Consider the following 12,545-nt stretch of genomic DNA (forward strand, 5'->3'; position numbering starts at 1 on the left):
ATCCCTAATTACACCTTGGCATTCTTAGGCACAATCTGGCAAACAGTCATCTGCTCTGCTTTTAAAAAAGAAGCGGCAACGTTTTGAATGTCTTGAAAGTTTATTTCCTCCAATGTCGGAACAACATCAAATAAATGCATGTTGTTAAAAGCATAACGAGTGAATTGATTGGCAATATATTCAGGGGAATTCATCGCCCTTAAAAAGGCGCCAATTTTCTTTTTCTTCGTTCGCTCCAGCCCTGCTTCTGATAAATGCTTTCCTTCAGCAGCTTCCAGCAAAATTTTCTGAAGCCTTTCTGCCAAAACATCAGGCTGATTGCTATCACTCCCGACCATGCCGAAACCAAAGCCTGATTCCTGAGTATAATCAAAGAAAAACGATTCATCAATCAATCCTTCTCTGTATAGGTCAAAGTAAGGCTCTGCACTTTTACCAAATAGCATATCAAGAAGTACATTGATGGACAGTTCTTGTTTTAACATCTCTTTTCCGCTCATATTCACCTCAGTTGCTTTTACCCCAACTGAGCATTTCGGCGTCTGTACATGCATTGGTACGACTTGTTTCTTTTCAGCAACTTCATCTGGCTCCTCTTCAAATCTTCTTTGAATATCGGGCCGATCATGAAAATGTTTTGCCGCTTGATTATCGCGAATCAACTTCATTGTTTCCTCTGGATCTACCGGCCCAACCACAAACAAAAGCATATTGCTTGGGTGATAGAAAGTATGATAGCACTCATACAGATGATCTTTCGTAATTGGAGCAATCGATTCAATTGTACCAGCTATATCTATTTTCACTGGATGATGGTGATACATATTTTCGATTGTGCCAAAATATAAACGCCAGTCTGGATTGTCATCATACATGGTGATTTCTTGCCCAATAATGCCTTTTTCTTTTTCAACTGTTTTTTCAGTAAAATATGGCTCCTGAGCAAAATCAATAAGTGTCGTTAAATTTTTCTCTACGTTCGTGGTACTTGAAAATAGATAGGCAGTTCTTGTAAAGGACGTGAATGCATTCGCAGATGCCCCTTGTTGGCTAAACTGTTGAAAAACATCTCCGTCTTCCTTCTCAAATAATTTGTGCTCAAGGAAATGAGCGATGCCATCAGGAACGTGAATAAAATCATCTTTGCCAAGAGGAATGAACTCATTGTCAATCGATCCGTATTTCGTTGTAAAGGTCGCAAATGTTTTGTTAATTCCGCGTTTTGGTAAGATATACACTTCTAGTCCATTTTCCATTTTTTCATAAAATAATGTTTCTTGTAATTGTTCAAATTGTACTTCTTTCATGTTCATTCCCCCTCCATTCCAGTTAAAAAGTAGATCGTATCCAATTCAATTTTTTGAGCTACTGCTACAATCTCATCGTGAGTTACTTGTTGGATGCGGTTCAACCATTCATCCATACTGATCTCTTGTTTAGCAATAACTTTATGGTATAGCACTTCGATGGATCCGCGGGCAGTGTCCATTGTTTCAAGAAGTTGGTTCTGAATGACTGCTTTCGTTTGCTCGATCTCCTTATCCGTAAAATCACCATTCTTCATCGCATCCATTTGAGCGTGAATAATGTCAACCGCCTTTTCATAATTTGTTGTTTCAATTCCAGACATAACCATCATTAAGCCGTGGTGGCTTTCCAAACGACTTGCTGCATAATAAGCAAGGCTTGCTTTTTCACGAACGTTAATAAATAGCTTTGAATGAGAAAAGCCTCCAAAAATCCCATTAAACACTTGCAGCGAAAAATAATCCTTATCTCCGTATTGGATATGCGTTCGATAGCCAATATTCAATTTCCCCTGCTTCACATCCTGGTGGTCTGTTACATTTTTTACTTCTTTGACATCTCGTTTTCTAAGCTCTGTTTGTGGATAGGCTTTCCGCTCGGAAAATTGGAATTCCTTGCAAAATGCTTCTACTTCCTTCTCATCGACATCACCGATTATATAAAGATCAAGTTCATCTTCATTTAATGCCTGCTGGAAATAAGTAAAAAGCGACTGCGGGGTGATGTCATCTATTTTGTCCAGCAACCCATTTTCCTGTAGTGCGTAAGGCTCATCAGCACACATTTCTTCGACAAGACGAACACTGGAATAGCGCATTTTATCATCATAAATAGATTGTAAGCGCTGCTTTAATGTGCGTTTTTCCTTCTCCACTGTTTCAGCATCAAAAGCGTTTTCTTCACTGTTAGGATGCAAAATGACTTCCCGTAAAAAATCCAATCCTTTTTGAAGCAACGGCGAAGCGTCTTTGAGAAATTTTTCATTTGCTATTTCCACTGAGAAAGACATGATATGGTGCTCGCCTTTTTTACCGACATCAGCAAAAAAATGAGCACCATACAAATCATCTAAAAACGCCCGAAGCTTTGTCGTTGTCGGATAGGCTTTAGTACTGCTTTGCAATACATTCGGCAACAGCGCCCGAAGTGTCACTGTTTCTTTCGCAAGCGGCGCCTTCATTTTCCAAACAATTGTATTTGTTTTGTATTTTGCTGTTTTTATCATATGTAAACGATACCCTTTTTGGGGAATGACTTTCTCTACTATCGTTGTCATCAAATCTTCCTCCTTCTCAATCTGTGTTCAAATATTGAGTCCAATTTTGCTTCTTCCTAGTTTATAGTCATTTCATTTTAACTATACATGTTTCCTTCGTGCAAATTCAACTTTTGTCTTATGTTTATAAGAAAAGAAGGTTTTTTTCGTAAGATATAAGCAACGTTAGTAATAAAGAAAAGCGAGGTTTATCATTTTTATCACCGGTTAAACATGTAAATGCAAAAACAAAATTCTTCCAATAAAGAGGATAAATCCTCATTATTAGAAGAATTCAATGTTCTGCTTACATAACTCTTCAATATGCTTCTCTTTTGCAAATACTAATCCAGCCAATTTTATTTACTTCATGACGCTTCCGATTTTTGCAAAACTACTTGTTTTAAATAAAAGACGGTCATAGCTAAAATGATGATGATGATTAAAACGGCGGATACTATATTTATAATAAAGTACTCTCCGACACTTCCTGTTTGTAGAATATAAATGCCATGTTCAACTAAACGAGCTGGACTCCAATACATCCATTTCGGAATAAACGATGTTAAAAATTTCAAGGCAATGAGAATAACCATTGATAATGCAGCCACAATTGATGTGTTTTTAAATAACGTACTGAAGAATAGTGTTAATGTAGCTACAAATACAAACCATAGAGCAAAGAGTAAAAATGAAGTGATACATTCAAATATTGCTACTTTACCGAACAATATAGTCGTATAATACGTTGCTCCGGTATAACCAAGAAATAATGAGATGACAGTAATGAAACATGCAGCTGCCCATTTTGACGTAATGTAATGAGAATAGGATACGGGTCTTACGAGTATAAGGCTCATAATACCGCTGTTTCTTTCTGCAGCAACCATCCCCATTAATCCTAAAACTAGAATAAGTAAACCAATTTGGTCAAACTGTCCTGATATCGTCGCAGATAAAACTTCGACACTTGACTGATTAGGTATCGAAATAACCGACTCAGCCGGCAAATCACCGTACATTTGTAAAATATCAGATAAATAATAAAGGACAATTGGCTGGGATAAACCTAATAGGATAAAAACAATTGGCAGCCAGAAGATTTTATAACTTCTTAGTAACTCTAACCATTCCTTTTTAAATAATACCCACCATTGCTTCATTGTTTCACCATCTTTAAAAATATTTCCTCTAAGGTTGTTTGCATAATCTCAAACCTTTGTAGAGGTATCTCGTCTCGTTCAATCATCATTAACAGTTCTTTTCTCGCTTTTGCAATATCATTAACTCTAATTCTAGCCTGATTTCCTAAAGCTTCTGTTGCCTCAATTGTCTCGGATTTGCTCTGAAGTGACTTCGTCCATTGGTCAATGTTCCGTTCTGCCTCAATGAAGAAAACTGGCTGTTGATGGTCAGCAATGAGTTGATTGAAAGTACTGTTGACAACAACTTGACCCTGATTAATGATAAATACCCTATCACTTAGTTCTTTTACATCATGTAAAATATGTGTAGAAAATAAAATCGTTGTTTCCTGTTTAATACTCTTTAGTAAGTCAAGCATTTCACGTCTTCCTATTGGATCTAAGGCAGAAACAGGTTCATCCATGATGACTAGCTTAGGTCTATGAATGATCGCCTGAGCGATGCCCAACCGCTGCTTCATCCCTCCTGAGTAAGTACTCACATGACGATTAGCTGCTTTTTTTATTCCTAAAAGAGAAAGCAACTCTTCTACACGATCATCTAGATCTCGTTTTTCCATATGCGACAATTGCCCCATAAACCTTAATGCTTCTCTCCCAGTCATCCAAGGATGCATCTTTGGCTCTTGGGGAAGGTAACCAATAAGATGACGAAAATCTCCACTCTTTTTTCCGTAAAACATGATTTCCCCTTGGGAAGGAGTTAAAATCCCCGTTAACATTTTTAATGTCGTTGATTTTCCAGCACCATTCGGACCTAATAAAGCGCCGCATTCTCCTTCATTCAATGTAAAGTTAACGTCTTGAACTGCAAAGTTTTTACTAAAACTTTTCGATAAATGTTGTACGCGCAGCAGTGTCACTAGTTGTTTCTCCTTCCTATAATGAAATACATGACAGGCCCAAATATATTAATAACGACAATGATAAATACCCAAACCCATTTTGATTCTTTATGAGGCTGTTTCTTAAAAAGATCAAATAATGCAATGGTCATAAGAATAAATTGAATCATAATAAATGGTATGAGTAATTGCCAATTAAACTCCATATTACTTATTCCTCCTCTACATTCATTTATTTATTTTTAGTTTTCCATTATCACTTTTGATTATCATTAATGATAATAGTATTTATATATAATGTCAAGGATGTAGTGACACTTTGTACAATAGCGAGTTTTTCTTCTCCCCAAGTAAATTTTAAATTAAAAAGGATAACGCTTTTTCTTCGTATGATTTGTAAGTCCTAGAACCAATAGAACTTTATTAGAAAAGGAGCAAGATATGAAGATCAGAAAGAAGTCACTCTCTATTAAAACTAACATTCTTCAATTTCTCTTACTGCCAGTTAGATGTGGGATAAAAAACTCATGAATGGATAGAGACGATCAAAAAGAAATGGCTAAAAGAACTCTATGAAATGGTTTCTCTTGGAAAATATACTTGAAATCGTAGAGGAAATACATTATCATTTATGATAATGTTGTTATTAACTTCTAACGTTTATAACACCTAATTGAGAGGGGATTACATTGTCTGACAATACTTTTGATATTATATTTCATCCTGTTCGTTTGAAAATTATTAGAACTTTAACTATTTATGATGAACTAACATCGATGCAGTTATTTAAAGAGATAGGTGACGTTCCCCAAGCTACCTTATATAGACATATCCAAACGTTATTAGAAAAAGGCGTTTTGTATGTGGTTAAAGAACATAAAGTAAGGGGGAACATTGAAAGTGTTTATGCGTTAAATATAAACAAAGTCTCCTTAACAGCGTCAGATTTGGACAAAATGTCAAAAGAGGAAAAATTACTTTTTTTCCTAAAGTTCCTGATGATGAACCATGTTGAATATGAAAATTATTTAAATAATAACGAAAACAAATCAGATCAAGCTACTTATGCAATGGCGAATTTGTATTTAACGGATCATGAATTTAGTGAATTTCAAACGGAATACAATGAACTTATTAAAACAAGAATTAAAAATAAACCGACTGAAGGACGAAAACTAAGAACCCTTTCTACCATCATCATTCCACAGAAAATCGAAAAAAAGGATTAATCAATGCCCTTCCATAATGTTAGGAACCAGACCAATTGTCGTTATTTTTGTTGGAGATAATACGAAAAGAAAGAGCCGTCAGCTCTATTGACCGTTATAAATGATCAATAGAGCTGACGGCTCCTATATTAAAAAAGAAAATCTATTTGTTCCTAAAGAACAGTATGTTGCCCAACTAGAAGACAAAATTTTAGTTCTAGTCCTCACTTCATTTATTAATTAAAAGCTAGTATGACTTATATCGATTGAAAATGAAATTTTTTCATAAATATTTCCTCCTGTTTCTTCCTCATCTTCTAGTACGAGATAATACGTTGCACGTTTATCGTAGGTAATCGATTTAAAGATAAACTTTTCTCGATAAGTCCGATCTTCAGATTTTGATGAACGGCTATCTGCAATAATGATATTTTCATTTGATAATCGTTCACCTGCCTCATTAACAAAATAAAGCTTTATTCGCAATGTCTCTATTGTGATGGCTATTACATTGTGGATAAGTCCACTCATGAAGATTTAGGTTTTTTCTTCTTTATTTTGGTAGTCACATTCAGAACATAATTAACTCCTTGCATCGTTTTTAGGAGCGATGATCAAATCACGATCTTTCCACTCTGCTTTGTAGTCAAGATATTCTCTGAAGATACTTCGCTGACTGCTTTGGCTAGTTTATGATTTTTTAGCATATGCTTCACTTTCAAGTCTTCAATCACAATCACTTGGTTTTCGTTTGTGACTTCATTACTTATTTTATGAAGAAAATCATTGCGTTGATTCGCTATGTACTGTTGATTGTTTCTACAAAAGTACCGCCTGTAGTAAACTAGCAGAACCTTTTTAAGCAAACTTTGCGGTCTAGAGCAAGAACCCTGTCGTTAAGCCTTTATATACTTCCCAATTGGCATCTACAGAATAAATCTTTCTTAATCATGAAAATTCACTACTTGAATAATTGTCTAAAATTTGTTTTAATTTGAGGAGGTAAATTCAATTTAATTGAAGTTGTAAACAAGCTGAAAAAAACAGGGATAATTAAAGTAATGGAAAGGAGAGCAATGATGGTGATGAAACAACTCACCATCCACTCTGTAAATAACAGGAGTGTAGAATAATTCATATACGTTTCCAAAACCAGATTATTGTTGAATGGGCAATTCGGAATTATTATGGTGATTTCTCCTTTTCATGGCACCATTATAACTTATTTATCACGTTCCTGTGTCTCGCCCTATGGGAGCGTTATACTTTGAACTATGATGAAATCCTTAGTGGGGAAAATGATACATATAAAATGAAAGGATTCTGTAAAATGAATAATTGAATTTGGAGAGAACATTGTAAAACTGTTTCAAAGTATCTTCATCCATACGGAATAAAAAGCAATTCCCAAAAAATAGGGTGTTAATTGCTTTATTTGGATATACAAGTACATCATTTTGGAAATCTGTAGGGAGTGACATTAATATGATTGAAAGAATTGACACTATATGTATAAAAGTCAATGATGTTGAAGAATCAAGTACTTGGTATCAAGAGTTTTTAGGATTTAAAGAAACATTTAGGGGTGAAGGTTATCGAGTTTTAAGTATTGGAAATAGTGGAGTGCCTTTAACTATTGAGGAGGGGGATACAGCCTCCCAGGAAAATAGTACTTATCCTATATTTTTTACCAAAGATATTAAGCAAACATATAAGAAACTAGAGGAACTGGGCTTAAATGTAAGTGAATTACAAATTGATGGAGTAAATAGCTTTTTTGATTTTTATGACTTGGATAACAATAGATTGCAAGTTTGTTTTTGGGAATAGATTGTAACACGCGAACGCGGTAATTCAAGATCATATTGAGAGAAGTTTGACGGATACTTAAGGATGCTTAAATATATGCTGTTGGGAAAATGTGCTATAATAAATGTCAATAGATAGATGTCTCATGGGTGGATCGGCACTCCCTAAGAAGGAAGGGGGTGCTTATGATGACTGTCTACGAGTCTATTTCTTTAATGATTGCCTTTGCAATGCTCGTCATAGTCATAAAAGACAAAAAATAATCCACCCCTGAGGTAACGACTCATTTTGGGTGGATATTTTAAATATATACGCTAAAATCAGTCGATCCCCCTTGTAGGGAATCTGTCTATTACATGGCTATCAGTGTGCCGACACTGGTAGCCTTTTTATTATTAACCTTGTTATTAATATTATACAACGGTTTTTAGAAATAATTCAACTTCTTAATTAATAATTTTGTGAACTACTCACCCTAAAGCAAGTTTAAATTTCACAAAATATCACATCTTTCGAGAAAAATGGTTCTTATTTTTAACAGAGGTTTTTTCAAAGGAAACAACCTTCCTTCCAACGTTGATTTATTCCTTTCTTTATTCATTGTTTCACGTAAATGGACAAGAAATCGCTTTGTCTTATTTTTTTGAGGGACAGTCTTTCTATAAAAAATAATTAAAGAGAAAAGGAACCAATAAAACTAAATAGAACCTATACCAAAAACAGATATCACTTTTATCATGTCTTTTTTCAAGATAACACCACCTATAACACAAATATAAAAACCATGATTATTGTCACTAGCGTTACAGTAATTTAATCAGATCATTCAAAGTACTAATAACCTCAGAGGAAAAGCGTTATACCACTCAAGATCATTGAATCAAGTACGCTTCTACTCAATTTAACAAATTACAAATGAAATTCCGAAAAACTAAAGCAGGCGTCCAGCTTCATTTATTTATTTTGTGCCATTTTGGTTAATGTAAATAAAATCATCATCGAATTAGAAAGAAATCTAAGCATCACAAAAAATGAAGACAACCCTCGCTATGACGGCGAGGGTTGCTAAGCTTGCTTCTAGCGTTTTCCTTTGATATATGGGTTTCCTAATTCTTTCGGCGAATCTGCCCGGCCAATGAAACCTGCTAATGCAAGAATCGTTAATGCATAAGGAGCAATGAGTAAAATGACGGGTGGTACACTTTTCAACAATGGAATGCTGGAGCCAACGATGCTTAAGCTTTGAGCAAAGCCAAAAAATAACGCTGCCCCCATCGCTCCAAGTGGATGCCATTTTCCGAAAATCATTGCGGCAAGCGCCATAAAACCTTGGCCTGTGATCGTCGAATGGCTAAAGTCTAATGTAATCGCCTGTGCATAGACAGCCCCGCCAAGACCTCCGAACACACCAGATAAAATAACGCCAATGTATCGCATTTTCGTTACATTGATTCCCATTGTATCTGCTGCCATCGGGTGCTCTCCAACGGAACGAAGTCTCAGGCCAAATGGTGTTTTAAAAATAATAAACCAGACAACAAAAGCGGTGAAAATCGCAATGAATGCAGGATAAGATGTGTTAGAGAAAAAAATATCACCAACAACAGGTATCTTATGAAGCACTGGAATATCGACTTTACCGAAGTTTTGTTGAATCATATCTGTTTGTCCTTTTCCATACAATTTTTTGACAAGGAAAAGTGACAAGCCCAATGCTAAAAAGTTAATCGCTACACCACTCACTACTTGATTAGCTTGGAAAGTGATGGAGGCAAGCGCATGAATGAGCGCAAACAATCCACCGATTACCATCGCAATAAGAAGGGCAATCCAAGGTGTTGCATTTCCCAATGAAGAAGCAAAGGTAAGGTTAAAAATAATCGCTGTAAATGCACCAATTACCATTAATCCTTCCAAACCGATATTAACAATACCAGATCGCTCGGAAAAAACCCCTCCCAATGCAGTGAATATAAGTGGAGCTGCCATGATCAGTGAAGAAGATACAATGATCGCTAATGTTGTCGTTAAATCCACTTATTTCACCCCCTTTTTGAAACGGCCTATTAGCCATTTAACCATATAGCTAGACGCAATGAAGAAGATAATTAAAGCAATGACAATATCTACAAGTTCGTTTGGCACTCCGGATTCGAGTGGCATATTTAATGCTCCTACCTTCAATCCACCAAATAAAAATGCTGCTAAGATGACACCGATAGCGGTATTAGCGCCGAGTAGCGCTACTGCGATTCCATCAAATCCGATCCCAGAAAAAGTAGCGTGCTGAAAAGCATACCCAAATGTACCAAGCGCTTCCATCGCACCGCCAATACCTGCAAAGGCACCTGAAATAACCATGGAGAGGATAATATTTTTACTAACACTCATACCAGCATATTGTGACGCATGTTGATTAAATCCAACGGATCTTAATTCATAACCTAATGTTGATTTTTCGATAATAAACCACATCATCACGGCCGCAACGAGTGCAAGAAAAATTCCATAGTGAAGACTTGAGTAATCTGTTAGCTGTTCCAACAATGGTGATTTTAATGTCGCACTTTCACTCACTCTAGGGGTTGTATCTTTCTGATCTGATAACACGTTTCGAACTAAATAATTTGTCGTATGCAAAGCAATATAATTCATCATAATCGTCACAATTACTTCGTGGACACGAAGGCGTGCTTTTAATAGCCCAGGGAGAAATCCCCAAGCTGCTCCAACAATTGCTGCTACAATAATCGCAAATGGCAAATGGATCACTTTTGGCAAATCAAAAGATAAACCAACCCATACAGCAGCAACCCAACCAACAAGCAATTGTCCTTCTACTCCAATATTGAACAGACCTGTCCGAAAGGCAAAAGCCACTGCCAAACCTGCAAAAATGTAAGGGGTCATTTGCCGAATGGTTTCTCCAAAATAAAAAGCATCGCCCATTGCACCGTTCCAAAGCGCACTATATCCAGAAACAGGGTTATACCCACTGACGAGCATCATAATCGCGCCACATAATAATCCTAAAATAATAGCAATAATCGGGATCATAACATTTATTAGTCTATTAGACATTGCTTGCTTCCCCCGTTTCCTTACGCTTAGATCCAGCCATTAACAAACCAAGCTCTTGGTCATTCGTTGACTTAGGATCTACAATCGCTACAATTTCGCCTTCATAAATGACTGCAATCCTATCACTAACATCTAAGATTTCATCCAATTCAAAAGAAATGAGCAAAACTGCTTTTCCATTATCACGCTGTTCTATTAGGCGATTATGAATAAATTCAATTGCTCCAACATCAAGCCCACGAGTCGGCTGAGCAGCAATGAGCAGATCTGGGTTCCTATCTACTTCACGAGCAATAATTGCTTTTTGTTGGTTCCCACCAGATAAAGATCGTGCCAAAGCATATTCACTCGCAGTTCGAACATCAAACTCTTTAATCAATTTATTGGCGTGTTTATATATAGCTTGATCATTTAAAATACCACGCTTTGAATAAGGCTGTTGGTAGTAAGTTTGTAAAACAATGTTTTCTCCAATAGGAAAATCAAGCACCAACCCATGCTTATGGCGATCTTGGGGGATGTGGCCGATTCCTGCCTCTGTTATTTTTCTTGGTTTTTTATTTTGGATTTCCTTTCCGTTAAGCTTGATTTTTCCTTCAACAGCTTTCGATAAACCAGTAATTGCTTCGATCAATTCAGTCTGACCGTTTCCATCAATGCCTGCAATTCCGACAATTTCACCGGCACGAACCGTTAAATTTAAACCTCGGACAGCTTGAATACCGCGAACGTCTTTTACAACTAGATTTTCAATTTCCAATACATTGTGCAGAGGATTTGCTTTACCTTTTTTGGTTGTAAAAATGACATCACGTCCAACCATTAGTTTTGCTAATTCATCAGGATTTGTTTCAGCAACATTAACTGTACCAATCCCTTTTCCTTTACGGATAACCGTAACCCGGTCACACATTTCCATAATTTCTTTTAGCTTATGGGTAATGAGAATGATCGATTTACCTTCTTTTCTTAGCACTTCCATAATTTGACCTAGTTCTTTAATTTCTTGAGGGGTTAGTGCTGCTGTTGGTTCATCAAAAATTAAAATATTTGCGCCCCGATATAGTATTTTCAAAATTTCAACACGCTGCTGCATGCCAACAGAAATATCTTGAATTTTTGCGTAAGGGTCAACCTTTAGTCCATATTTTTCAGATATTTTTCTAACATCTTCCGCTGCTTTACGCTTTTCAATGATCCCAAATTTTTTAGGTTCTTTGCCTAAAATAATATTTTCTGTCACTGTAAATTTATCAACGAGCATAAAATGTTGGTGAACCATCCCGATTCCTAAATCATTAGCAATATTAGGACTGGTAATCTTAACGGATTTTCCATTTACAAGGATTTCTCCTCTTTCTGGCTGATAGAGTCCGAAAAGTACATTCATTAATGTTGATTTGCCTGCACCGTTTTCACCTAGGAGAGCGTGGATTTCCCCTCTTTTTAACTGTAAGGTGACATTATCATTTGCAACTATACCAGGGAATTCTTTTCTTATATTGAGCATCTCAATTACACAGTCCACCGTAATCAACTCCTTGTTTAAAAAGGTTATTCAAACTGTTTGCGTTACGCCATAAAGTGAAACTCCCATTATCCCCCACTGACCGAAATCAAGCGGCTACCTATCACTAGAGTGACTCACATCGGGTTTAATCTAGAGCTTCGTTTCTTACACCAAGACCTATTCAAGCGTCTATTAAATGTCGAAAAAATCATTTTTGGACCAAATTGGACAAAAAGAATCTAACATGTTTAGGAGAAGAAAAGGATAGTCATAAAAGAAGAAGCTATTTAACATTACTCATAAGATAAGCCGGTATTATACCGG

12 protein-coding genes and 1 pseudogene are annotated in these 12,545 nt (G+C 36.2%); 3 read left to right on the forward strand and 10 right to left on the reverse strand.

Translation table 11 applies throughout. The annotated features are described in order from the left end of the window. Positions 1–8: 8 nt before the first annotated feature. The 5 genes from yfmH to J2S08_RS07865 form a co-directional block, all read right to left on the reverse strand. Complete coding sequence (gene yfmH / locus J2S08_RS07845) at positions 9–1,307, reverse strand: EF-P 5-aminopentanol modification-associated protein YfmH (RefSeq protein WP_307228314.1); 1,299 nt, start codon at positions 1,305–1,307, stop codon at positions 9–11. A 2-nt stretch (positions 1,308–1,309) separates the two neighbouring features. Further along, the gene (gene yfmF, locus J2S08_RS07850) at positions 1,310–2,584 is read right to left on the reverse strand and encodes an EF-P 5-aminopentanol modification-associated protein YfmF (protein WP_307228315.1); all 1,275 of its coding nucleotides are present in this window, start codon (positions 2,582–2,584) and stop codon (positions 1,310–1,312) included. Positions 2,585–2,931: 347 nt separating this feature from the next. Next, entirely contained in the window at positions 2,932–3,726 is a 795-nt protein-coding gene (locus J2S08_RS07855; protein ID WP_307228317.1) for an ABC transporter permease, read from the reverse strand. After that, the gene (locus tag J2S08_RS07860) at positions 3,723–4,631 is read right to left on the reverse strand and encodes an ABC transporter ATP-binding protein (protein ID WP_307228319.1); all 909 of its coding nucleotides are present in this window, start codon (positions 4,629–4,631) and stop codon (positions 3,723–3,725) included. The genes J2S08_RS07855 and J2S08_RS07860 overlap by 4 nt, the downstream gene beginning before the upstream one ends. After that, the gene (locus J2S08_RS07865; RefSeq protein WP_307228321.1) at positions 4,631–4,819 is read right to left on the reverse strand and encodes a PLD nuclease N-terminal domain-containing protein; all 189 of its coding nucleotides are present in this window, start codon (positions 4,817–4,819) and stop codon (positions 4,631–4,633) included. The genes J2S08_RS07860 and J2S08_RS07865 overlap by 1 nt, the downstream gene beginning before the upstream one ends. 483 nt (positions 4,820–5,302) lie before the next feature. Between J2S08_RS07865 and J2S08_RS07870 the strand changes: the two genes are divergently transcribed. Beyond that, the gene (locus tag J2S08_RS07870; protein ID WP_307228323.1) at positions 5,303–5,842 is read left to right on the forward strand and encodes a helix-turn-helix domain-containing protein; all 540 of its coding nucleotides are present in this window, start codon (positions 5,303–5,305) and stop codon (positions 5,840–5,842) included. A gap of 219 nt (positions 5,843–6,061) precedes the next feature. On the opposite strand, the gene J2S08_RS07875 is transcribed toward J2S08_RS07870, so the two are convergent. Both J2S08_RS07875 and J2S08_RS07880 read right to left on the reverse strand, forming a co-directional pair. Continuing rightward, positions 6,062–6,352 (reverse strand): hypothetical protein, encoded by a 291-nt coding sequence (locus J2S08_RS07875; protein ID WP_307228583.1) that lies wholly within the window; start codon positions 6,350–6,352, stop codon positions 6,062–6,064. Then, positions 6,282–6,624: pseudogene (locus J2S08_RS07880) on the reverse strand (zinc ribbon domain-containing protein); the annotation flags it as partial. The pseudogene J2S08_RS07880 and the gene J2S08_RS07875, both read right to left, overlap by 71 nt. A 682-nt stretch (positions 6,625–7,306) precedes the next feature. Here J2S08_RS07880 and J2S08_RS07885 point away from each other — a divergent pair. Next, entirely contained in the window at positions 7,307–7,651 is a 345-nt protein-coding gene (locus J2S08_RS07885) for a VOC family protein (RefSeq protein ID WP_307228325.1), read from the forward strand. Positions 7,652–7,818: 167 nt separating this feature from the next. Then, positions 7,819–7,893 carry a putative holin-like toxin gene (locus J2S08_RS22485; RefSeq protein WP_370875652.1) on the forward strand — a complete coding sequence of 25 codons (75 nt, stop codon included), beginning with the start codon at positions 7,819–7,821 and terminating at the stop codon, positions 7,891–7,893. Positions 7,894–8,707: 814 nt separating this feature from the next. Here the strand turns inward: J2S08_RS22485 and J2S08_RS07890 are convergent. Genes J2S08_RS07890 through J2S08_RS07900 form a run of 3 tightly spaced genes read right to left on the reverse strand, consistent with a single transcriptional unit; the run spans position 8,708 to position 12,239 of the window. Further along, positions 8,708–9,667 (reverse strand): ABC transporter permease, encoded by a 960-nt coding sequence (locus tag J2S08_RS07890; RefSeq protein ID WP_307228326.1) that lies wholly within the window; start codon positions 9,665–9,667, stop codon positions 8,708–8,710. Next, the gene (locus tag J2S08_RS07895; RefSeq protein ID WP_307228329.1) at positions 9,668–10,711 is read right to left on the reverse strand and encodes an ABC transporter permease; all 1,044 of its coding nucleotides are present in this window, start codon (positions 10,709–10,711) and stop codon (positions 9,668–9,670) included. Next, a complete protein-coding gene (locus J2S08_RS07900; RefSeq protein ID WP_307228330.1) occupies positions 10,704–12,239 on the reverse strand; it encodes an ABC transporter ATP-binding protein in 1,536 nt (511 codons plus the stop codon). Before J2S08_RS07900 ends, J2S08_RS07895 begins: the two co-directional genes overlap by 8 nt. Between the last annotated feature and the right edge of the window lie 306 nt (positions 12,240–12,545).

The sequence above is a fragment of the Bacillus chungangensis genome (assembly GCF_030812995.1).
Lineage (GTDB): Bacteria > Bacillota > Bacilli > Bacillales > Bacillaceae_C > Bacillus_CF > Bacillus_CF chungangensis.